General features: G+C 29.5%; 21 protein-coding genes, 2 pseudogenes and 1 riboswitch. Of the genes and pseudogenes, 17 read left to right on the top strand and 6 right to left on the bottom strand.

Features of this window, described 5'->3' with window-relative positions; genetic code table 11:
* Positions 1-2 precede the first annotated feature (2 nt).
* Both HMPREF2561_RS08860 and HMPREF2561_RS08855 read left to right on the top strand, forming a co-directional pair.
* Positions 3-368, top strand: a complete 366-nt coding sequence (locus tag HMPREF2561_RS08860; protein ID WP_000410574.1) for a DUF6262 family protein — start codon at positions 3-5, stop codon at positions 366-368.
* A gap of 4 nt (positions 369-372) precedes the next feature.
* Positions 373-1,743, top strand: a complete 1,371-nt coding sequence (locus tag HMPREF2561_RS08855) for a hypothetical protein (RefSeq protein ID WP_070468692.1) — start codon at positions 373-375, stop codon at positions 1,741-1,743.
* A gap of 42 nt (positions 1,744-1,785) precedes the next feature.
* Here the strand turns inward: HMPREF2561_RS08855 and HMPREF2561_RS08850 are convergent, their stop codons facing one another.
* Both HMPREF2561_RS08850 and blaZ read right to left on the bottom strand, forming a co-directional pair.
* Positions 1,786-2,196, bottom strand: coding sequence for a YolD-like family protein (locus HMPREF2561_RS08850; RefSeq protein WP_000612779.1), 411 nt, complete (start codon positions 2,194-2,196; stop codon positions 1,786-1,788).
* Between the two features lie 312 nt (positions 2,197-2,508).
* Positions 2,509-3,354, bottom strand: a complete 846-nt coding sequence (gene blaZ / locus HMPREF2561_RS08845; RefSeq protein ID WP_000733621.1) for a penicillin-hydrolyzing class A beta-lactamase BlaZ — start codon at positions 3,352-3,354, stop codon at positions 2,509-2,511.
* A 106-nt stretch (positions 3,355-3,460) separates the two neighbouring features.
* Here blaZ and blaR1 point away from each other — a divergent pair, with 106 nt between their 5' ends.
* Together blaR1 and blaI are read left to right on the top strand one after the other, a co-directional pair.
* Entirely contained in the window at positions 3,461-5,218 is a 1,758-nt protein-coding gene (gene blaR1, locus HMPREF2561_RS08840; RefSeq protein WP_001096367.1) for a beta-lactam sensor/signal transducer BlaR1, read from the top strand.
* Entirely contained in the window at positions 5,208-5,588 is a 381-nt protein-coding gene (gene blaI / locus HMPREF2561_RS08835; protein WP_001284658.1) for a penicillinase repressor BlaI, read from the top strand. The genes blaR1 and blaI overlap by 11 nt, the downstream gene beginning before the upstream one ends.
* A gap of 87 nt (positions 5,589-5,675) precedes the next feature.
* On the opposite strand, the pseudogene HMPREF2561_RS10780 reads toward blaI, so the two are convergent.
* Positions 5,676-5,783 (bottom strand): annotated as a pseudogene (locus HMPREF2561_RS10780) (hypothetical protein); the annotation flags it as partial.
* 331 nt (positions 5,784-6,114) lie between these two features.
* Between HMPREF2561_RS10780 and HMPREF2561_RS08830 the strand changes: the two are divergent.
* From HMPREF2561_RS08830 to HMPREF2561_RS08820, 3 genes are all read left to right on the top strand, one after another.
* Positions 6,115-6,639, top strand: coding sequence for an immunodominant staphylococcal antigen IsaB family protein (locus tag HMPREF2561_RS08830; protein ID WP_019834626.1), 525 nt, complete (start codon positions 6,115-6,117; stop codon positions 6,637-6,639).
* A gap of 252 nt (positions 6,640-6,891) precedes the next feature.
* Positions 6,892-8,127: an arginine deiminase gene (gene arcA, locus HMPREF2561_RS08825; protein ID WP_049419657.1), complete on the top strand. Its 1,236-nt coding sequence runs from the start codon at positions 6,892-6,894 to the stop codon at positions 8,125-8,127.
* Positions 8,128-8,263: 136 nt separating this feature from the next.
* Positions 8,264-9,025: an alpha/beta hydrolase gene (locus tag HMPREF2561_RS08820; RefSeq protein ID WP_049379403.1), complete on the top strand. Its 762-nt coding sequence runs from the start codon at positions 8,264-8,266 to the stop codon at positions 9,023-9,025.
* 45 nt (positions 9,026-9,070) lie between these two features.
* On the opposite strand, the pseudogene HMPREF2561_RS08815 reads toward HMPREF2561_RS08820, so the two are convergent.
* Positions 9,071-9,205, bottom strand: a pseudogene (locus tag HMPREF2561_RS08815) (DUF4870 domain-containing protein); the annotation flags it as partial.
* A gap of 303 nt (positions 9,206-9,508) precedes the next feature.
* On the opposite strand from HMPREF2561_RS08815, the gene HMPREF2561_RS08810 reads away from it, so the two are divergent.
* The gene (locus HMPREF2561_RS08810) at positions 9,509-10,591 is read left to right on the top strand and encodes a CapA family protein (protein WP_080979420.1); all 1,083 of its coding nucleotides are present in this window, start codon (positions 9,509-9,511) and stop codon (positions 10,589-10,591) included.
* 78 nt (positions 10,592-10,669) lie between these two features.
* On the opposite strand, the gene HMPREF2561_RS08805 is transcribed toward HMPREF2561_RS08810, so the two are convergent.
* Entirely contained in the window at positions 10,670-12,310 is a 1,641-nt protein-coding gene (locus tag HMPREF2561_RS08805) for an alpha-keto acid decarboxylase family protein (RefSeq protein WP_061544096.1), read from the bottom strand.
* A gap of 147 nt (positions 12,311-12,457) precedes the next feature.
* Between HMPREF2561_RS08805 and HMPREF2561_RS08800 the strand changes: the two genes are divergently transcribed.
* Both HMPREF2561_RS08800 and HMPREF2561_RS10640 read left to right on the top strand, forming a co-directional pair.
* Positions 12,458-12,913 (top strand): MarR family winged helix-turn-helix transcriptional regulator, encoded by a 456-nt coding sequence (locus HMPREF2561_RS08800; RefSeq protein WP_048761850.1) that lies wholly within the window; start codon positions 12,458-12,460, stop codon positions 12,911-12,913.
* A gap of 1,291 nt (positions 12,914-14,204) precedes the next feature.
* Positions 14,205-14,306, top strand: a complete 102-nt coding sequence (locus tag HMPREF2561_RS10640; protein WP_017175470.1) for an SE2200 family small protein — start codon at positions 14,205-14,207, stop codon at positions 14,304-14,306.
* A gap of 350 nt (positions 14,307-14,656) precedes the next feature.
* On the opposite strand, the gene HMPREF2561_RS08790 is transcribed toward HMPREF2561_RS10640, so the two are convergent.
* Positions 14,657-16,132 carry an alkaline phosphatase gene (locus tag HMPREF2561_RS08790; RefSeq protein ID WP_049419653.1) on the bottom strand — a complete coding sequence of 492 codons (1,476 nt, stop codon included), beginning with the start codon at positions 16,130-16,132 and terminating at the stop codon, positions 14,657-14,659.
* 208 nt (positions 16,133-16,340) lie between these two features.
* Positions 16,341-16,442, top strand: a riboswitch (SAM riboswitch).
* Positions 16,443-16,513: 71 nt separating this feature from the next.
* Between HMPREF2561_RS08790 and HMPREF2561_RS10895 the strand changes: the two genes are divergently transcribed.
* The 7 genes from HMPREF2561_RS10895 (at position 16,514) to HMPREF2561_RS08765 (ending at position 22,298) form a co-directional block, all read left to right on the top strand.
* Complete coding sequence (locus HMPREF2561_RS10895) at positions 16,514-16,687, top strand: hypothetical protein (protein WP_017175468.1); 174 nt, start codon at positions 16,514-16,516, stop codon at positions 16,685-16,687.
* A 168-nt stretch (positions 16,688-16,855) separates the two neighbouring features.
* A complete protein-coding gene (locus HMPREF2561_RS10890) occupies positions 16,856-17,023 on the top strand; it encodes a hypothetical protein (protein ID WP_002488268.1) in 168 nt (55 codons plus the stop codon).
* 12 nt (positions 17,024-17,035) lie between these two features.
* Positions 17,036-17,701, top strand: coding sequence for a response regulator transcription factor (locus HMPREF2561_RS08785; protein WP_049419652.1), 666 nt, complete (start codon positions 17,036-17,038; stop codon positions 17,699-17,701).
* 5 nt (positions 17,702-17,706) lie between these two features.
* The gene (locus tag HMPREF2561_RS08780; protein WP_049382137.1) at positions 17,707-18,603 is read left to right on the top strand and encodes a sensor histidine kinase; all 897 of its coding nucleotides are present in this window, start codon (positions 17,707-17,709) and stop codon (positions 18,601-18,603) included.
* A gap of 131 nt (positions 18,604-18,734) precedes the next feature.
* The gene (locus HMPREF2561_RS08775; RefSeq protein ID WP_049382136.1) at positions 18,735-19,484 is read left to right on the top strand and encodes an ABC transporter ATP-binding protein; all 750 of its coding nucleotides are present in this window, start codon (positions 18,735-18,737) and stop codon (positions 19,482-19,484) included.
* A 1-nt stretch (position 19,485) separates the two neighbouring features.
* Complete coding sequence (locus HMPREF2561_RS08770) at positions 19,486-21,441, top strand: ABC transporter permease (RefSeq protein WP_049419651.1); 1,956 nt, start codon at positions 19,486-19,488, stop codon at positions 21,439-21,441.
* A 92-nt stretch (positions 21,442-21,533) separates the two neighbouring features.
* Entirely contained in the window at positions 21,534-22,298 is a 765-nt protein-coding gene (locus tag HMPREF2561_RS08765; RefSeq protein WP_049419650.1) for a DUF4064 domain-containing protein, read from the top strand.
* The last annotated feature ends 14 nt before the right edge of the window (positions 22,299-22,312 follow it).

The raw sequence follows: 22,312 nt of genomic DNA, 5'->3' as shown, positions 1-22,312 counted from the left end.
AGATGGAAAAATTTAATAGACAAGAACAATTAAAACAGTTGCATGCAGAACGAAAAGTTAAAACCGAGAAAAAAGTTGATAAAGCAATAAATGATTTAGTTCAAAAAAATAAAGAAATTAACTTTAACATCGTTTCTAAACATTCAAAAGTTTCGAAAGCTACATTATATAAAAATAATAAAATTCGAAAGAAAATAGAGAAGTTACGTGAACAAAACAGAGAAATATTTGTTCATAAAAATAAAAATGACGGTAAAGATGCGTTAATCTCCTCTTTAAAAAGAAAAGTAAATTCTTTAGAAAAAGAGAAAAAAATGTTGAAAGAAGAAATTAGCGTTTTATATTCTAGGCTGTATGAGGATATTTAAAATAATGGACAATAAAATTGAAAAGATTCTAGAAGATATTAATAAATTACAAGGCTATAAAGTAACATATCAATATGCTACTGCTATAAATATAAAAGATAATAACATGAACCCTTGGTTTGAAAAAATTGAGGAAATTCTATTGAATGTAAAAGGAGTTATACGCATTTTATCTCCTGACAACCCCCCGGTAAATTATGATTATTGGATTTTACCTGGAAGATATAAAAGACATACAAAAGAATATCACGAAAAACTAGAAAAATTTTTAGAAAAATTTGCTACTAATGCAAATATTAATGATGGATTGTTTGATCAAAATAATATACATGGATACAAATATAAAAAATATATATTCACTCCACATATTGAAATTACTCATGAGAACACTTTGAATTTATTTTTTTTAACCTTAACTATATTTAACAATGGTACATTTGTTATAGAAATCATTGAAGACTTAGAGAGTATAAACTTTGGAAGCGACTTGTATAGTACTTTCTCATGTGTAAAAGATAAGATATATCCTCTAATTAATCAAGAAAAAAATAATAGACAAAGACAGTATCAATTGTATGGTAATAGACATTGTAAAAATATTAGAGATGTTTCTAGACAAATTAATAGAATTATAAAAATTAATAGTAAGGATATTTTTGAATATAAAGTATCTAAAAATATGGGTTTTGAAGTTTATTATTTAGCTAATGAAAATGAATTTACTGATGATCCTTTCTATGAGGACGTGAAGATTCAAGAGTGGTTAGTAAATGCGCCTATTTTTTCATTTGAAGGAAAAAGTAAACATTTTAGGCAAGATGGTTATAGCGATAATTATATAAACTTCTTGAATAAAGCATCTGTTTTTGTAGTTTGGATGGATGAGCAAGAAGGAGATGTTTTAGAAAAATGTTCTCAAATGGCACTTTATTTCAATAGTTCTGCTAATTTCTTTTTCTTAGAAACTATGTTAAATGAATTACAATTGTATGGGTATCAACAATATAATTTAAATGGAAAAAAAGAAGCCCTATATTTTAGACAATGGATACTAAATTTCAAGAGATCTATTGCAATTATTTATAGAACAGAGCTTTTACCTAGTTTATATTTATATTTGTATCTAAAGAATAATAATGATTTTAAATCTCCACAATATATTGAAGAATTAAACAAAGAAGAATTATTACTAATTGAATTGGAGCAGGCATATAAGGAAGAAGAAAGAAGCGAAAAATTAAATAAACTTTTGTTAATAATAAGTCTTTTATCAATTTTCCAAGTAGTAGAAATTTTTTTCAGTGATAAAAATAATATATTTAATATCAGTATGATACTTATAATGATTTTGCTAGAAGTATTTCGAAAAAGGTAATTATAAGAACACTATTTAAACTTTTTAAAAGTTTAAATAGTGTTAAGTGATACTACAAACGTTAGCATTATTTAAATTATATATATTATTGTTAGTATCAGAAAAGGAAAATGTATTACTAATTTCATCCTTTTTTAAAATTTTTCCTGTATATTTTGAAATGTTACCGTCTTCCCAATATGAGATTGTACATAACTCATCATTTTGAATTTTTATTTGAAAAATCTGATCTAAATTATCTAATGAATCATGTGTTAGCAATGGTTTTTCTATTTTATTTTGATCCTTTATAATTTGTTCTAAAATTTCAAACTGTTGCGGGAGAGTCGCAAAAGCTTGCCATTTGATTTTTCCACGCCCTTGAGGGATTTTAGGGTTTAAATATTTTCTTGGTATTTTTCTATAATCAGTTTCATATTTATATTCATCTGGCGCATTAGGATTTGGAATCATGTTTACCACCTCATCATCATTGTAGAACGTATGTTCTTTTTTGGCAAGGATTATATAATTTTTTAATGTGATTAATTAATTAATTTAAAATAAGTTATTTTCTATATGGAAAAGTTGAGTAAGATTATCGAGCATTTATAATTATAGTAACTGGAATATGATGTTTGGTATGTTAATAGTATTTTCTCTTTTAAAAAATGTGAACATAAAAAAATAGAACATATATAATTATAAATAATATATATGTTCTTCGATATTATGAAGTTTTATGAAAGATAGAATTATATCAGTTTTTGTAGTACATTTAGACTATTAAAATTTGTTTATTACATTCTTGGCGGTTTCACTTATCAATTTATCATTAGGTTTATCACTTTTATTGTCTTTATTCGTAAAAATGACTAAAATAATAGGTTCAGATTGGTTCTTAGGATAAATAAAAGCTACATCATTTCTAGAAGCATATGTTATTGCTTGACCACTTTTATCAGCAACCTTATAGTCTTTTGGAACACCATCTTTAATTAAAGTGTCTCCGTTTTTATTATTTAACATTAAATCAAGTAAGAAATTTTTATTTTTTTTGCTTAATTTTCCATTTGCGATAAGTTTATTTAAAGTCTTGCCGAAAGCAGCAGGCGTTGAAGTATCTTTTTTGCTCTTTGGTGAATAGTAATTTAATTCTATTTCATATCTAACTGGATTTGTTACTTTATCTCCCAATTTTTTTAAACGTTTTTTAATTTTTTTGATTCCACCGATTTCGTTTATAATTTTATTGTTTGCTGTATTATCACTATACTTCATTGAAGCCTCAATAAGTTCTTTTAAAGTGATATCTTTTCCTACATATTTTTCTAAAATAGGAGAATAAGCAACTATATCATCTTTGTTAATATGTACTTTTTTATTTAACTTATTATAAGGTACTTGTTCTAACAAAATAGCACTATTTATCGCTTTTGAAGTTGAAGCATAGGCAAATCTCTTATCGGCATTAAATTTTACTTCCTTACCACTTTTAGTATCTAATGCATAGACACCAATATTAGCATTATATTTCTTTTCTAAATTATTTAACTCTTTAGCATGTGAACTGGTTGAATTACATGCACTTAAAACTAAAGCAATTGCAATTAAAAGTATTAACTTTTTCAAAATATACCCTCCAATATTACAGTTGTAATTTCTATAAATCAATAATATTACAATTGTAATATTCGCGTCAATAGTTTATTATAAATATTTGAAAGAAGGTGTTGAAATGGCTAAGTTATTAATAATGAGCATAGTAAGCTTTTGTTTTATATTTTTATTGTTATTATTTTTTAGGTACATATTAAAACGCTATTTTAATTATATGTTAAATTATAAAGTTTGGTATCTAACTCTTCTTGCAGGATTAATTCCTTTCATCCCTATTAAATTCTCTTTTTTTAAATTTAATAATTTGAATAATCAAGAGCCCACAGTTGAAAGTAATTCACACAATTTGAATCCTAACATAAATACCACTAAACCTGTTCATGAGTTTACAACAGACATCCATAAGTTTAATTGGGATTCAATAGATAATATCTGCACAGTTATTTGGATAGTTTTAGTTATTATTTTAAGTTTTAAATTTTTAAATTCTTTATTATATCTTAAGTATTTAAAGAAACAGTCACTTTATCTAAATGAAAAAGAAAAAGATAAAATAAACAAGATACTTTTCAATCATCAATATAAAAGAAATATTGTGATTCGAAAAGCAGAATCTATTCATTCTCCAATAACTTTTTGGTATGGAAAATATATTATTTTGATTCCCAGTTTATATTTTAAAAGTATAAATGACAAAAAACTAAAATATATAATATTGCATGAGTATGCTCATGCTAAAAACAGAGATACTTTGCATTTAATTATCTTTCATATTTTTTCTATTGCTATGAGTTATAATCCACTAATACAAATTGTAAAAAGAAAGATGATTCATGACAATGAAGTAGAAGCCGATAGATTTGTCCTTAATAATATTAACAAAAATGAATTTAAGTCTTATGCGGAAGCTATTATGGATTCCGTATTAAAAACCTCATTTTTCAACAAAAATATATTAAGCCATTCATTTAATGGTAAAAAATCATTACTCAAAAGAAGATTAATTAATATAAAAGAAGGCAATCTGAAGAAGCAGTCAAAATTAATTCTAATTTTTATTTGTATTTTTACTTTTTTTATCATGATAATTCAAAGCCAGTTTTTAATGGGGCAATCCTTAACTGATTATAATTATAAAAAGCCCTTACAAAGCGATTACCAAATTTTAGATGAAAGTAAAAATTTTGGTTCAAATAGTGGATCTTTCGTTATGTACAGCATGAAGAAAGACAAATACTATATTTATAATGAAAAAGAAAGTAGAAAAAGATATTCTCCTGATTCAACTTACAAAATTTATTTAGCACTGTTTGGACTTGACCGTCATATTATAAGTGATAAAAATTCACGTATGTCATGGAATCATAATCATTATCCTTTCGATTCTTGGAATAAGGATCAAGATTTAAATACGGCAATACAAAACTCAGTTAATTGGTACTTCGAACGTATTAGTAATCAATTATCAAAGAACTATACTTCTGATCAACTCAAGCAATTAAATTATGGTAATAAAAATTTGGGAAGTTATAAAGCCTATTGGTTGGAAGATAGTTTGAAAATATCTAATCTTGAACAAGTAATAGTTTTAAAAAATATGATGGAACAAAATAACCATTTTAGTAAAAATGAAAAGAAACAATTATCTTCTTCGTTATTGATTAGAAAAAATGAAAATTATGAATTGTATGGGAAAACAGGTACAGGTATAGTAAACGGGAAATATAATAATGGGTGGTTTGTAGGTTACGTAATTACAAATCATGATAAGTATTATTTTTCTACACATTTATCAGATGAAAAAGCCTCTGGTGAAAATGCTAAATTCATAAATGAAAAAATATTAAAAGAAATGGGTGTTTTAAATGGCCAATAAGCAAGTTGAAATATCTATGGCTGAATGGGATGTTATGAATATAATATGGAATAAAAAATCAGTATCAGCTAATGAAATTGTAGTTGAGATTCAAAAAAATAAAGAAGTTAGCGATAAGACGATTAGAACATTAATTACAAGACTATATAAAAAAGAGATTATAAAACGATATAAATATAATAATATTTATTTTTACTCATCAATTATTAAAGAAGATGATATTAAAATGAAAACTGCTAAAACCTTTCTTAATAAATTGTATGGAGGGGATATGAAAAGTTTAGTGCTTAATTTTGCGAAAAATGAAGAATTAAATAACAAAGAAATTGAAGAATTGCGAGACATTTTAAATGATATTAGTAAAAAATAAATAGATATAGGGTTCAAACATAATACATATATAAATTATGTTTGAACCCTATTAAATTAGATTTTTTATGAGATTAGTACATATAATAAACGGTGCCCACTTAATCATGCCACGTCCTTGTGGTATATTAGCGTCTAAATATTCTCTAGGAATGTTACGATAATCTGTTTCATGTTTGTATTGATCAGGAATCATTAAAACCACCTCGATAATATTATAGAACATACGTTCGATTTTAGGAAGTGGTTTCTCATAATATAAATAAATCTTATATTTAAAAATTAAAATAATGAATTTATATATCATAAGACCACAAGTTTAACAAAGGGGAAGTAAACTCGTGGTCTAATGTTATGACGTAGTATAACTTTTTATGAAGGAGTAAATAGAACTATTACTCCTATTTATAGTATAACACAATTTTATAAAAAAATATTTAAATAGATAACCAATTGATATAATGATTGTATAGATATGAGTAATGAAGTATGATATGAGTAGTTTAAAGAGAAAGAGGAAGACGTATATGAAAAAGACAACAAAAGTATGTGTAGCTACAACAATAGCGTTTAGTACACTATTAGGTGCTAGCGTCACAGGTGCACTTGTTCAACAGCCGACTGCACACGCAGCAACGTCATCATATTACAACTATAATGGTTATGCGGGTCAAAATGCTTCATTCGTATTAGATAAAAATTTTAAAAATGCGATTAAAGCTGAAAATGTTAAATTTAATGGCATTAAAATTAAATCGACAACATCTAATAAATCGGTATTGAAATATGATCAATACTTCAGAAATGTATCTAAAGATGGTAAAACTGCCTCGTTATTAGATATGGAAGTCAAAGGTCAACTTTCATTAACACAACTAAAAAAAGTATATAGTAAAGAGCTACAAAAAATTGATAATGGTAACAACAACACAACAGGTATTTATTACTATCAACCTAAACAAAATGGTATGACAGTTTGGTTTGATGTTAATAAAGGTAAAGTAGACCGCGTCGTATTAGGCTATAGTACAGTACAAAAAGCAATGAATTAAATGGGTGATTGAAGTGAACGTATTCGCTTCAATCATTTTTTATACACATAGGCGAATAAATATTAAATGATTATATAAAGGTATTTCAAGTTAAAATTTTAAAATCGTCTTCTGATCGATAATTAAAAGGTTTTATTATTGGAAATTAACATTTAGTGCTACGATAGAATTATATACATGAAATGTATATTATGAACCACTGCTTCATGATAATTACAATAAATATACCATTTACTTGAAGGAGGAATACAAATGACAAAGGGGCCAATTCAAGTTAATAATGAAATCGGTACATTAAAAACAGTGCTATTAAAACGACCAGGTAAAGAGTTAGAAAATTTAGTACCTGATCATTTAAGTGGATTGTTGTTTGACGACATTCCATATTTAAAAGTGGCACAAGAAGAGCATGATCAATTTGCAGAAACACTTAGAAGTGAAGGGGTAGAAGTCGTTTATCTAGAACAACTTGCTGCTGAAGCGATTGAAAATGAAGATGTAAGACAGCAATTGATTGATGATATTTTATCAGAATCTCAAAAAACAATTTTAGGTCATGAGACAGAAATTAAAACATATTTTTCAACATTATCAAATCAAGCATTAATTGAAACAATGATGTCTGGGATACGTAAAGAGGACATTCAACTTGAAACAACGCATCTAGTGGAATATTTAGATGATCGTTATCCATTCTATTTAGATCCGATGCCCAATTTATATTTTACACGGGATCCTCAAGCAAGTATTGGTAGAGGTATGTCGATCAATCGTATGTATTGGCGCGCAAGATGTCGTGAATCTATTTTTATGACGTATATTCTAAAATATCATCCACGTTTTAAAGATGCAGATATACCAGTGTGGCTTGATCGTACATCACCGTTTAACATCGAAGGTGGAGACGAGCTTGTGCTTTCTAAAGATGTATTAGCTATCGGTATTTCAGAACGTACATCAGCTGAAGCCATTGAGCGACTAGCAAGAAATATATTTAAAGACGACTATACTACATTTAAAAAAGTACTTGCGATTGAAATACCCAATAGTCGTACATTTATGCATCTAGATACTGTATTTACAATGATTGATTATGACAAATTTACAGTGCATGCAGCTATTTTTAAAGAAGAGAATCACATGAATATCTTTACAATTGAACAAGATAAAATGAAAGATGATATTAAAATTACACACTCTAGACAGCTACGAGAAACGTTAGCCAATGCATTAGGTGTAGATGACGTAGAATTTATACCTACTGGCAATGGAGATGTCATAGACGGTGCTAGAGAACAGTGGAACGATGGATCTAATACATTATGTATTCGCCCAGGCGTTGTGGTAACATACGATAGAAACTATGTCTCTAATCAATTATTACGTGATAAAGGGATTAAAGTGATTGAAATTAAAGGCAGTGAATTGGTACGTGGTCGTGGAGGTCCAAGATGTATGAGTCAACCTTTATTTAGAGAAGATATATAATGTTTTCACGTGAAACAATTTATTGACAAAAACGTTAGTCATTTGGCTAGCGTCTTTTTATATTAAAAAACGTTCCATTAGTCTACAAAAAGTGTAAAATAGATATCATACTTATAAAACGGAAGGACGAAACAATATGGCATTTATGACTATTAATTATAAATCACCTACGATTGGGATGAATCAATCGTTTACAGCCATCGTTCCAGAAGACGATAGCTTTTTTAAACAACATGAACCTGTAAAACCTTTAAAAATGTTATTACTGCTCCATGGTTTATCAAGTGATGCGACATCGTATATGCGTTTCACAAGTATCGAACGTTATGCAGAAGCACATCAGTTGGCAGTGATTATGCCGAATGCAGATCACAGTGGCTATGCGAATATGGCTTTTGGTCATAGCTACTATGACTATATATTAGAAATTTACAATTATGCACATCAAGTGTTACCAGTATCTAAAAAAAGAGAAGATAATTTTATTGCAGGTCATTCAATGGGGGGGTACGGAACAATAAAATTCGCTTTAACTCAAAGCCATTTATTTTCTAAAGCAGCGCCATTGTCAGCGGTATGTGATGTACAATCATTACTCGATATTGAGTGGAATGACTTTGATCCCAAAGCCATTGCCGGTGAAGCTTTAAAAGTTAAAGGTACAGAGTTAGATACCTATCACTTAGTGGATGAAGCGGTTGATAAAGGCGCAACACTTCCAGAACTCTTTATTCAATGTGGCACAGAAGACTTCTTATATGATGATAATCAACGATTTATGAAATATTTAGATGAAAAAGGTATCAATTATAAATATGAAGAAGGACCTGGGGAACATGATTATGCTTTTTGGGACAAAGCAATTGAACGTACCATTGAATGGTTAGTAGAGAAATAAAAAAATATCCCTTTGTGATGATACGTCACAAAGGGATATTTCGTTTTATTTAATGATTTCAATCGTAAATGGAACAACAAAATCTTCGCCCTTATTCATTGCAAGAATAGCTAAAATAGTATAGACAAAACCAGCAATACCTACAACGAATAAAGTTAAGTAACCAATGAACACTACAGTTAAAACTAAACTTTCAAATTAGCAAGTGCCATCGATCAACCCATCAAACATGTTGATACATCTAGTAAGGATAGATAACCAAAAATAAGAAATAGATACTTTTTCTATTTCTTATTTTTTTAATTCATAAACTAATTTGAGTTATTATTTTGAGTATTTTAAAATAATTACAAGTATTAATTATTTTAGGTTTTTCGTGAATATAAAAGAATCTACTCTAAATCAATAAGGAGCGTAAGTTTAGTGTACAAATATTACATAACTTCGGTTGTTATTTTTCTAGTATTTTCACTGATATGCGGTATGGCTCTTGTTGAAAATAATAGTGAAAAAATATCGGTAGTAGCAGTGGGAGATAATTTAATTCATCCTGTCGTATATCATGATGCACAATATTCAGATGGTACATATAACTTTAAGCCAATGTATTCTAATATAAAGAAAGACATAGCTAGGCCTGACTTAGCTTTTGTCAATCAGGAGTCTCCACTTGGTGGGGATGATATTCCATATTCTGGATTTAAACGATTCAATACACCTAGTCAGGTAGCAAGTGACATTGTTGCAACAGGGTTCGATGTGATTAATGGTGCAAATAATCACTCCTTAGATCAAGGAGATCAAGGGATCACAAATCATATACAGACTTGGGAAAAATTTGATCATAACGTATTGTTTACAGGGATATACAATTCGAAAAAAGAGGCGAATCGTGTACATACCATTTCTAAAAATGGCGTGAAAATCAGTGTATTAAGTTATACATATGGAACAAATGATATGGTCTCAAACTATCCATATACAGTAAAAACGTTTGATGAAGCTACTATTAAACATGATATACGAAAAGCAAAACAACAAAGCGACGTCGTCATGGTGTCGGCACATTGGGGAAATGAAAATCACCATACACCAAATAAAACACAGAAGAAGTACGCTCAATTATTTGCAAATGAGGGTGTAGATGTCGTCATTGGCACGCATCCACATGTGATTCAACCAGTAAAGTGGGTTAAAGCAAAAGATCATCACCATAAAACCTTGGTAGCTTATTCTTTAGGTAATTTTTTAAATGGACAATATGGTGGAGATGAAAATAATCAATTGTTAGGAAGGATAAACTTCGATGTAGTAAAAGAACCTAAAGGTGTACATTTAGAAAATGTTAAATGGACAAGCATGGTCAATCATTACGAACAAGCACGTCCTACCAATAAACAAACACGACAACATTTTAAAATTTATAACCTTGATGATTACACATCACAATTAGCAGAGAAACATGGACTACAGTATGATTCAAAAAGTGAATGGAATATCAAACATTTACAGGATATTACAAAAGATGTGATCGATAATAAATTTTTAAATGAAAAAAGTTTATAAAAAAGAGCGACTAAATATGTATTATTGACATATATAGTCGCTCTTAATTGATTTATTTAAATGTTCTCCCAATATCCATTATTTGTTTTGATTAGCAAATGATTTAGAGATATCACGTAGTGTTTGAGGTGCGTCATCCCATTTCATTGTGACTTCAGTAAAGTGCATGTGATTTGGATGGTTATTAATATCATCAAACGTTTCTTTTAAATCTTTTGAAGATTTAACGTCATGTACTTGTACAGTATCTCCACCAAATACTTTGGGTAATGCTTTGTAATCCCACATGTTGATATCGTTATATGGCTCTTCCATACCATGAATGAGACGTTCAACAGTATAACCATCATTATTAATTAAGAAAATCACAGGTTTAATATCTTGGCGAATCATTGTTGATAATTCTTGAACAGTTAATTGGAATGACCCATCACCAATTAATAAGATATTACGACGGTGTGGATTAGCTAATTGAGAACCTAATGTAGCTGGTAATGTGTAACCAATTGAACCCCATAAAGGTTGACCAATAAATGACATGTTTTTAGGTAAAGCTAAACTGTAAGCTCCAAAGAAGGATGACCCTTGTTCAGCGATTAATACGTCATTGTCGCCAATAAAGTCTTGCATCATTTTAAAGTAAATATCTTGCGTTAACGTATCATCAGTTAATTCATAGTCAATTGATTTTGGTTGTTGATAAGAAGGGAATGAATGTTTATTTGTATAATCTATCGTACTTAACGCTTCTAAGAATTCAGGCAATATAATTTCTTTATCAATCGTATCGTTTAATTTGAATAGACGATGATTAATCATGACCACTTCGTTAATATCAAATTTATATGAAAAGCCTGCAGTAGCTGAGTCAGTTAATTTGGCACCAATATTTAAAATAGCATCGCTATGATCGACATAGTCTTTAATGTCATCTTTAGCAATTTCTCCATCATAAATACCCATATAGTGTGGGTTTTCTTCATTGAATGCCCCTTTACCTAACGATAATTGAACAACTGGAATATTCGTTTTATTTACAAATTGTTCTAATTCATCATGTAAATGGAAACTATTGATTTCATGACCAGTAATAATTAATGGTTGTTTAGCTGAACGTAACTTATCAGCCACCATATCTACATATTGAGATACATCTTGTTGAGGTGTTTTTTCAACTTTGAATGGTTGTTCAACTTCAATATCTGACACTGCTACATCGATTGGTAAGTGAATGTGTACAGGTCGACGTTCTTGAATTGCAGCATTGATTACTCTAGGAATTTCAGTTGTTGCATTTTCAGTTGTAATATAGGCTTGTGCAGTAGTAATAGGTTCAAACATGTGTCGATAACTATCAAAGTGTCCTTCACCTAAAGAGTGATGCACATATTTGCCTGCCTTTTCAACAGCTCTTGTTGGTGCGCCTGTGATAGCAATGACCGGAACACGTTCTGCATAAGCGCCTGCAATACCATTAACAGCACTTAATTCGCCAACGCCAAATGTTGTTACGAGTACGCCTAGTCCATTCATTCGTGCGTAACCATCAGCGGTATAAGCACCATTTAGTTCATTCGTTGTTCCAACCCATTCAACGCCTTCATGACTGACGATGTCATCTAAAAATGCTAGATTAAAATCTCCTGGCACACCAAATATTTTATTGACACCTGCTTCATGTACTGCATCCATTAAATATTGTCCTACACGTTGTTTCATATTCAATTCCACCTTTGTATTGCTTTTGTTTACATATATAGGATAAGCCTGGTTATAAATAAAATCAACATTATTGACCTTTTGATGAAAGTCGTTAGAAAATTTACTATAATAATTAATAATGACTTTGAAAAGGAACGAGTGAATATGGATCGAAATAAAAATGATTATGAGCACATGCTATTTTATTTCGCTTATAAAACGTTTGTGACGACTGCAGATGAAATTATCGAAAAATATGGTATGAGTCGACAACATCATCGCTTTTTATTTTTTATCAATAAATTGCCTGGTATTACGATTAAGCAGTTACTAAATACGTTAGAAATATCAAAGCAAGGGTCTCACGCAACATTGAAAAAGTTAAAAGAAGAAGCATTAGTTATTGAACAACAATCTGAAGAAGATCGAAGAGTAAAGCAATTATTTCCCACGCCTAAAGGAAGTAAACTAGTAGAAAAATTAAACAAAGCACAAGATGAATTAATGCAACAAACGTTCCAAAAAGTTGGAAAAGATTGGTATGCGATTATGGAAGAATTATCGAATTATCGAGAAGGGTTTCAAGATATTAAACATTTAAAAGATGAAAAAGAATCTTAAAAAAGAAGCTAAACTGATGTATATTGAAAGTTCAGATGTTTCTATACCATTTTAAGGAGAAAATATACTGTCTATGATCAATAACAATGAAAAGTTAATTCAACTTATTTCAAAAGAATTAAATATATTTACATTTAATGTACAACGTACGATAGGATAGTTGACTGTAATAAAACCAAATAATATTGTAGATTACATTATAAAATGTTAAGGGAGGTCAATTAGAATTAACACTAGATTGTTAATAAATATTTTTCACGCATAACGGTTATTTGTTAAAAGTACATAAAAAATGAAAACAATTGAGCGCTAGCCATGTCTTCCTTTACAACAGTTATAAATAATGCAATTCGAAAGTACACGATTTAATATAGAAGAGGTTAGAGTAAAGTAGAATGTTAAGATATCACGTGTTAGCATTCTATTTTCCTAACCTTAATTTATTTATAGAAAGAAAGTAGTGTAGAATGTAACACCACGTTATATTGTAAGGACATATTTTTATATCGTTATTGATTTAATTGAATAGGCAGTATTTACATAGTTACTTAATAAGTGTTTCCTTTGCAATAAATTATATAATCTTTATATTTATAACTTTATCACATTATACTTCTAATATATGACCTTAATCATTACTTAGTATTGTTTTTAAAGTTTCTAAATGGAATAGGAATATTTGTAGGACGTGTTTTGAGATTTCATATGGTTTGGTTATTTACATACCCATTAACACGATTACGTATCACGTGTTTGATGCCATCAATTTAAAAAGTGTTAATTTTTATTGTACTTATAGTGTTATTACAAGCCACTGTTATATTATTTGTGAAAGGGGTACGATTAATAAAATGATTCACATACTACTCCTCTTAGTTATTGTCATTATATTGCAAGTGCTGATGAGACATTTTCTTAATAAAATAGAGTTAGAGTCAAAGTATAAAAACATCATTACTTATATTCCATTTGGTTTAGGATTATTTTTTACTCAAAATGTCTATTATGAACGTCAGTATCCACATTGGGAGGTACCACTTAAAGAAAAGCTGAATTTAAAATATATTTATCTTTTTACTTTCTTAGAATTTGTTGCGATATATATTTGTTTATTTGTGATGAAAAATTAGATATTATTGTCAATACATTCTCTAAAATGACATAAATATAACGCAATTTGTTCGATTGACTTTAAAAATAATACCAAATGAGTGTATAATATATTTAGTCTAGACTTGTTTTTTGATTAAACAAATCTAATGTACGCTAAAAATTAAAAGGAGTGACAATAATGAAAAAACTTTTAGTTACAACTATTATTGGTTTTGTAGGCTATATTGCTTTCAAAAAATATCAAAACAAAGTAAACGAAATGCCAAATATTGAATATTAATCATATAAACCGAGATATTTCTAAGATTGAAATATCTCGGTTTTTTGTTTTAATGTATTGATATACGAAAGAATTAATTATAATTAAATCATTTACAACTAAAAATATTACTAAGTAAAAAAATACATAATTGAAAAAGATATCAAACGAGACCTTGATATACCAGTTTTAAGCTCTATTCCAATAAAGATAGCTTAAATGAAGTAAAACAAAAAATTAAAGATAATTTAGAAATGAAATAATGATGTAAAAAATCACTTTAGCAGGTCATTACTTGCTAAAGTGATTTATCTGACTATAAAACAAGACGCTCTTCAATTATAGAGAGCGTCTTATCTATGAGCTACATATTATTGTTGATTTTGATTAGACGTTACATCTTGACCAAAGAAGTCGAAGATGTTTTTCGCGCTATCTGTGTTATCAATGTTACCACGGAATTTATCAGCACCTGGACCATATGCGTAAGTATTTACGTCTTCACCAGTATGACCATATGTTGTCCAACCAGTATGAGATGCATCGTTAATTGGTTTTTGAATTGCATCTTGTAATTGAGTTGTTGCTTCAGCAATTTTCGGATCTTTATCGTCTTTTGCTTTATCAGTTACGTCTTTAAGTTCTTTTGCAGCTTCTTTAACTTTATCTAGTTGTTTTTCAGGGAAGTCGACACCATAACCTTCATTGATCACTGTTTCAGGATCTTTACCTTTAGCAATTTGTTCAGTCATGTAACTACCAGAATGTTTCATTTTATGAATAGCGTCTGGATTCCATACATAATCTTTACCTTTAGCGATGGATAAACCACCAGTTGAGTGGTCAGCAGTTGCGACAACTAATGTATCTTTATGATTTTTCGCATAGTCGATAGCGTTTTGGAATGCTTTATCGAAACCGCTCATTTCTGACATGACACCAGTGATATCATTAGGATGACCAGATTTATCAATTGAAGCGCCTTCTACCATTAAGAAGAATCCTTTATCATTTTTTTCTAATTTAGATAATGCACTGTCTTCCATATCTGCTAATAATGGATTTTGTTGTGGTGCATCAATTTGTAACGGCATATTTTTTTCAGCAAATAAACCTAATACTTGATCATTTTTAGAGTTAGCTAAGTCAGTTTTATTGGTTACATAGTCGTAACCATCTTTTTGGAATTTCTCAGTTAAATGACCATTTTCTTTACCGAAGTATTTAGAGCCCCCACCTAAGATAACGTCTACTTTATGTTGGCCATTAATTTTATCATTATAAAATTGTTGTGCAATTTCATCTTTTTTATCACGATCATCTACATGTGCCGCATACACAGCTGGGGTTGCATCAGTGACTTCTGCTGTTGTCACTAAACCAGTTGATTTACCTTGTTCTTTAGCATATTCTAATACTGATTTTAAAGGTTTTTTATCATTATCTACAGAGATTGAACCATTATATGTTTTATGACCTGTAGCGAAAGCTGTACCACCTGCAGCTGAGTCAGTTACATTTTCTTTAGGATCATTAGGGTTAGTACGGTTAGTCCCTTTTAAATATTTATCAAAAGCAGTTTGATCTAATTCTTTGGTATTAGGATTATCTGCATAATAACGGTAAGCTGAATTATAAGAAGGACCCATACCATCTCCAACCATGAAAATCACATTTTTAGGATTTTTAGTGTTACCGATGGCCATGTAATCGCCATCTTGACCTTGTTGACCTTGAGCACCTTGTCCAGCACCAGATGCAAATGATACATGTGTTGTACCTAATACTGAAGCAGCTAGGATTGAAGTTGCTACTGTGGTTTTTCCAAATTTATTAATAAAACTCATAATTAAAAAAGCCCCCTAATATGTAAAATATAGATTACTTACATATTTATATTAAGAAACTTTATTTGATTTGAAGTAAGTATTTAGTAAACTTTAGTTTAAGGTATTGTAAAAAATTATTAATTTATCATATTCTATGATTTGATAAATTAATTTAATATAAAGAATTGAAAATATATGTTATAATAGTATTAAATAAAATAGTTTGATCTTATTAAGAGTAAGTGGAGGGAATTGGCCCTATGAAACTTCAGCAACTGCGCTTTGCGTGAGGTGCTACATCCAACAGGATTTTCCTGAAAGATAAGAAGATGTCGACAAGCGCTTCTTATTTAAGGAGGGCTATTTTATTTACCCAAATTAAAAAAAGGTGGTAAACATATGACAACATTACAAGAACTATTTAAAGAATTAGATGATTGGAAACAGCATAGTCCTAAAAGTTGGGCAGGGAGTATTGGAAGAATAGCAAAAATCAATGATATCAAAAGACAAATTAAAGAAGCGATCACCATAGAAGATATTAGAAAGTATATTTTAAATAAAGAAGATTAAAAGTAAAAGAAGCATGGGAGTGAGACGGCGTATTCAAAATGAATTCGAATCTCGCTCCTTACTTTTTTATGAAACAGTTAATCTCGAATATATTCAATTTAAAGAAAAAGCGTTAAAATAAAGTTAAAGAAATCATGTCATGAATAAATATATAGAGGTGAATCAATAATGATATTCGTAATGTTATCTCCTTTACTGATAGTTGTATTTATCGCATTATCTATTATGGAAGAAAGAAAACGTAAGAAAAAAACGAAACATAAAGAAAATAAATTTGAACAAGAAAAAAATAAAATGTCTAATCCTAATGACAATAATGATCATGACGCAAAATAAAGGATGAAAAAAATGAAAGTATTGATTGTCGAAGATGATGTCGTCATTGCAGAAAGTCTAGGGAATGAACTCTCACATTGGAACTATGAAGTGAGTATTGCTAAGCAGTTCGATAATATTCTCGAAGAATTTAAAACTTCAGAACCTGAACTTGTGTTATTAGATATTAATTTACCTACATTTAATGGTTATCATTGGTGCCAAGAGATACGTAAAGTATCTAATGTCCCAATTATTTTCATTAGTTCGCGTACTGACAATATGGATCAAATTATGGCAATTCAAATGGGCGGAGATGACTTTATTGAAAAACCATTTAATTTATCACTTACTATAGCGAAAATTCAAGCATTGCTACGTAGAACATATGATTTAACGGTTTCAAATAATGAGATTACTGTTAAAGGGTGTAAGCTCGTTGTTGATGAAGCCACACTTTACTACAACGATGACTCTGTACAACTTTCGTTTACTGAACTACAAATTTTGAATAAATTATTTCAAAATGAAGGGAAATATGTCAGTCGTACAGCAATCATTGAAAAATGTTGGGAATCGGAGAATTTTATTGATGATAATACGTTAGCAGTAAATATGACACGCCTACGTAAAAAACTGCAATCTATCGGTATTGTTGATTTCATTGAGACAAAGAAAAATGTAGGGTATAAGGTGTAAATATGATGTTAAAAGCATTTATAAAATCGATACGTCATCAAATGATGATAGTAGCATTATTTCTATTACTTTTTTTGGTGATTTTCTTTCTTTTTAATTTGCCTTTCAACGCATTCTTTCTAGGTATGGCAATTATTCTTTTCATAATGATTATTTTTTGGTTGATTCAACTTAGTGGATTTCAAGAAGCAGTGTCTTTAAAAGAAGAAGTTGCTGACTTAGAAGATGAATTACAACGTGTAAAAAATGAACAATCTGCATACCAAGTCAATGTTGAGAACTATTTTTTAACATGGGTGCATCAAATGAAGACACCTATTACCGCTTCGAAACTCCTTTTAGAAAGAAATGAAGATAATGTAGTGAATCGCGTGCGTCAAGAAATTATACAAATTGATAACTATACGAGTCTTGCACTTAGCTATTTAAAATTAATGAATCAAGAAACGGATATGTCCTTTTCGAAAGTAGTCATTAATGATCTCGTTAAACCTCTTATTATGAAATATTCGATTCAATTCATCGACCAAAAAACAAACATTCATTACACACGTTGTGAAGATGAAGTACTTACTGATGTTCAATGGTGTACAATCATGATAGAACAAATTCTTAATAATGCTTTGAAATATGCACGTGGTAAAGACATTTGGATTACGTTTAACAACGAAAATCGTGTGCTATCTATACGAGATAATGGTGTAGGAATTAGTAAAGCCGATCTTCCCAAAATCTTCGATAAAGGCTACTCGGGCTATAACGGAAGACTTAATCAACATTCAAGTGGCATTGGATTATTTATTGTTAAACATATATCGGCACATTTACATCATAAAGTAGAAGTGTCTTCAACGCTCAATGAAGGAACTACATTTGACATACATTTCCCAGAAAATAATTAAACTTTCAATAATGTAAGGACAACCAGTAACATTTTTAAGAAATGATTAATGTTACTGGTTTCTTTTTGTTTTATGATAGTAGTAAGTGATAAATTAAAGAGTTTAATGAAAAGAAAGGAAGCATGGATATCATGTTGTTAGACGTGAATAATGTAAAAAAAACATTTGGGAGAGGTCTGAATGCTACTACCGCATTAAATGGCATTTCATTTAATGTGGATAGGGGTGAATTTGTAGCAATTATGGGTGAATCTGGATCTGGGAAATCCACTTTACTTAATTTAATTGCAACTTATGATAAAACTACTGAAGGTACGATAACGATTGACGAGCAAAATATCCGTCAATTGCGTAATAAAGAAATCGCATATTTCCGTCGAGATCATTTAGGTTTTGTCTTTCAAGACTTTAACATTTTGCCGACAATGACAAATAAAGATAATATCTTAATGCCGCTTGTACTTGCGAATCGCTCACATCAGATGATGCGTCATCGTCTCTATCGCTTAAGTTATCAATTACATATTGAACCACTGCTTAATAAATATCCTTTTGAAATATCAGGAGGAGAACAACAACGCGTGGCTATCTGTCGAGCACTGATTAATGAACCGGATTTGTTACTCGCAGATGAGCCTACAGGTGCACTTGATTCTAAAACATCTAAAACGATTATGGAACTATTTAGAGATATTAATAAAAATGAGCAAACCATTTTAATGGTGACACATTCGGCTGTGGATGCTTCTTATGCCAAACGTATTTTGTTCATTAAAGATGGCCGTTTATATCATGAAATTTATCGAGGGGAGGAACTACAATCAGAGTTTCAAAAACGTATTGCTGATAGTTTAGCAATGCTTCACGAAAGAGGTGATTAAAATGACCTTTCGCTTGCTTTGGACATTAGTCACTCAGAATTTTAAAACACAGCGACATATTATGATTCCATTTATTCTAGTAATCAGTACATTATTTGGTATTGAATTTATTTTATTATCCTTAAACATGAATGCTTCGATTCATAAGCATAGTGATGTTATTCCAGTTTTTATTGGTATCGGAAATTTTTTTATGTGTCTGTTTGGACTACTTTTTATTCTTTATGCTAATCGTTTTATTATGCGACGTCGTCAAAAAGAGCTGGCTATGAATATGATTCTTGGTATGGAAAAAAAGCATTTTAGGTTAATGTTGTTTATAGAAGGAATTTATCAATATATTATCATTGGGTGTCTGAGTATGATAGGTGGTTACTTATTTGGTGCATTAACTTATATGTCGTTAAATAAAATATTAGGGTATACGCATGTATCTTTGAAAAAATATCCATTTGATATAAGTGCAATGAGATACACCTTGTTGATGTTAGCGATAATGATGCTATTTTTATTTATTGTCAACAATATAAAAATCACTTTTCAAAGTCCTATTAAGTTAATACAGCAGCAACATCCAACGGAAAAACAGTGGTCCAAACCTTTACTCTATATCTTATTGATTGTTGGAATCATAACTGTTGTTGACAGTTATATGATTGCCTTAAAAGATACACTCATTTTGGTTTCACTACGTAATATTTTTATTGCCCTTATTTTAGTGACAATAGGAACGTATTGCTTATTTATATCACTGAGTGTTTTAGTGATAGATTGGCTTCAAAAGATTCCGAGTGTTTATTATCGACCTAAATATTTTTTTACTATTTCTGGTTTACGCTCAAGAATGAATTCTAATTCTATCGGTTTGGCTAGTTTAACCATGCTATGTACTTTTCTTATTGTGACTCTAGGAATGAGCGTCGCTACATATCGTAGTGTAGACCAACGTGCGAATCATTTAATGCCAACACAATATCGTATTGAATTGAGTGGAGATGTGCATCATAGTACTACGAGTAAACACAAAGTACGTCAGCTAGAAAACGAGATTAAGAGATATGTTGATGTTGATGCTTTCAGAGAATATACAAGTGGAAGTGTCGCAGTCACTTATAAAAAGGGTACATTTGTAAAGCGAGATAATGAGAATAGTCCATTGGATGTAAATAGTGTATATTTAATTGTAATGAATCAGCAAGATTACAATACAATCAATCATACGAATCTACGACTTAAACATAATGAAATGGGAATATTAACGAATAATGTCATGTTTCAAAAGTTAAACCATATCAAATTAATGAATCAAACATTTAAAACAAATCAGTTAAAGGGAGATCATTTTTCATTTCCATTTCCAGGAGCAGTCACGCTTGTTACTCATAATGTAAATCAACAACGTCAATTGATTTATTATTATCAAACAACAGCAAATATTAACTCATACATTGCTTTTAATCTTAAAACACATGATACACAGTCCATAGATCATATTAATTCTAAATTGATGAAACAATATGATATTCAAATTGATAAAAAAGATGAATTAAATAAGGAAATGTTTGATATTTATGGTGGTCTCATTTTTGTTGGCACTATTGTTTCTTTAGTCTTAATGATTGGCACATTTACGATGATGTATTATAAGAATATTGCTGAGGGATATGAAGATCGAAAAAACTATCGAATTATGCGTCAAGTAGGTTTAGAAGAAGAACGAATTAAATCTGTTATTAATGACCAAGTAGTTATTATTTTTACTTTACCTATTATAATATCTATGATACATGTACTATGTGCTTCTAAAATGATTTATACTTTGCTTGGTATTTTAGATGTTAATGATATAAAATTATTTTTAACAACTTATATCGGTGTCTTAGTGTTTGTAATGATAATCTATGCTTTGATGTATGTAATGACGTCTCGTGTATATTATCGTCTCATTCATCGTTGATATATTAGTAAAAAGAAATCCTCATTCTTATATATAAATGAGTGTAAGACTTTAGGCAGTAGGGTATAAGGATAAAAAAAGGAGGCGGAATAATGGTAAAACAATATGATGATACAACAAATAGAAATAGTAACAATAACATTAAACGTACAGGGGAACACGTTCTTACTTGGATAGGTGTTGCGATTCAAGCATTAGTTGCAATTATGTTTTTAATGATTAAACCCTTTATTGGTAATGCTGATTTTAAAGAACAAATTATTAATGAAACACAAAAACAAGGCAATGAGGTTTCTATAACAGAAATAAATAATGGTATGGATGCATTAGGTGGTTTATTTAATTTCTTTACATGGGGCGCGTTCATCCCATTAATTCTTGCAATTATTGGCGGTATTTTAATTAATAAAAAACCTAAACTTGCAGGTATCTTATTAATTATTGCAGGTATTTTAGCGATTGCTACAAACTGGATTAGTTTAATTTTATGGTTAATTGCTGGTATTATGTTACTTGTTCGTAAACCTAAGCATGACATGTATGGCAATGGCGGTTATAATGATCATTACAGAAGAGACCATCATGATGTAAATGCAAATAATAATGCATTCATTTTGAATGAAGAAGAAGAAAGACAACAACAACGTTATATTAAAGATCATTATTCAAATAAAGATCAAGCAGCGGACAATAATAATGAAAGATACCACGATACACACGTAAATGATTCAAATGATGACGACTATCGTGATCAACGTTATTCAAATCATAAAACGAATAAACGAAGTAATGATTTTATTCAAGATGAAGCAAGAAAGCTTCAAGAAGAAAAAGATAACGATCCATACAAATATTAATAATATGATATATA

This window comes from Staphylococcus sp. HMSC069E10 (genome assembly GCF_001809205.1).
In the GTDB taxonomy this organism is placed as follows: Bacteria; Bacillota; Bacilli; order Staphylococcales; family Staphylococcaceae; genus Staphylococcus; species Staphylococcus hominis.
The sequence above is the reverse complement of the archived record's forward strand: the minus strand, read 5'-3'. Positions and strand labels throughout refer to the sequence as shown.

Coding starts and splice junctions, on each gene's coding strand:
- HMPREF2561_RS08860 (WP_000410574.1), top strand. CDS start 3: ATGGAAAAATTTAATAGACAAGAACAATTAAAACAGTTGCATGCAGAA.
- HMPREF2561_RS08855 (WP_070468692.1), top strand. CDS start 373: ATGGACAATAAAATTGAAAAGATTCTAGAAGATATTAATAAATTACAA.
- HMPREF2561_RS08850 (WP_000612779.1), bottom strand. CDS start 2,196: ATGATTCCAAATCCTAATGCGCCAGATGAATATAAATATGAAACTGAT.
- blaR1 (WP_001096367.1), top strand. CDS start 3,461: ATGGCTAAGTTATTAATAATGAGCATAGTAAGCTTTTGTTTTATATTT.
- blaI (WP_001284658.1), top strand. CDS start 5,208: ATGGCCAATAAGCAAGTTGAAATATCTATGGCTGAATGGGATGTTATG.
- HMPREF2561_RS08830 (WP_019834626.1), top strand. CDS start 6,115: ATGAAAAAGACAACAAAAGTATGTGTAGCTACAACAATAGCGTTTAGT.
- arcA (WP_049419657.1), top strand. CDS start 6,892: ATGACAAAGGGGCCAATTCAAGTTAATAATGAAATCGGTACATTAAAA.
- HMPREF2561_RS08820 (WP_049379403.1), top strand. CDS start 8,264: ATGGCATTTATGACTATTAATTATAAATCACCTACGATTGGGATGAAT.
- HMPREF2561_RS08810 (WP_080979420.1), top strand. CDS start 9,509: ATGGCTCTTGTTGAAAATAATAGTGAAAAAATATCGGTAGTAGCAGTG.
- HMPREF2561_RS08805 (WP_061544096.1), bottom strand. CDS start 12,310: ATGAAACAACGTGTAGGACAATATTTAATGGATGCAGTACATGAAGCA.
- HMPREF2561_RS08800 (WP_048761850.1), top strand. CDS start 12,458: ATGGATCGAAATAAAAATGATTATGAGCACATGCTATTTTATTTCGCT.
- HMPREF2561_RS10640 (WP_017175470.1), top strand. CDS start 14,205: ATGAAAAAACTTTTAGTTACAACTATTATTGGTTTTGTAGGCTATATT.
- HMPREF2561_RS08790 (WP_049419653.1), bottom strand. CDS start 16,132: ATGAGTTTTATTAATAAATTTGGAAAAACCACAGTAGCAACTTCAATC.
- HMPREF2561_RS10895 (WP_017175468.1), top strand. CDS start 16,514: ATGACAACATTACAAGAACTATTTAAAGAATTAGATGATTGGAAACAG.
- HMPREF2561_RS10890 (WP_002488268.1), top strand. CDS start 16,856: ATGATATTCGTAATGTTATCTCCTTTACTGATAGTTGTATTTATCGCA.
- HMPREF2561_RS08785 (WP_049419652.1), top strand. CDS start 17,036: ATGAAAGTATTGATTGTCGAAGATGATGTCGTCATTGCAGAAAGTCTA.
- HMPREF2561_RS08780 (WP_049382137.1), top strand. CDS start 17,707: ATGTTAAAAGCATTTATAAAATCGATACGTCATCAAATGATGATAGTA.
- HMPREF2561_RS08775 (WP_049382136.1), top strand. CDS start 18,735: ATGTTGTTAGACGTGAATAATGTAAAAAAAACATTTGGGAGAGGTCTG.
- HMPREF2561_RS08770 (WP_049419651.1), top strand. CDS start 19,486: ATGACCTTTCGCTTGCTTTGGACATTAGTCACTCAGAATTTTAAAACA.
- HMPREF2561_RS08765 (WP_049419650.1), top strand. CDS start 21,534: ATGGTAAAACAATATGATGATACAACAAATAGAAATAGTAACAATAAC.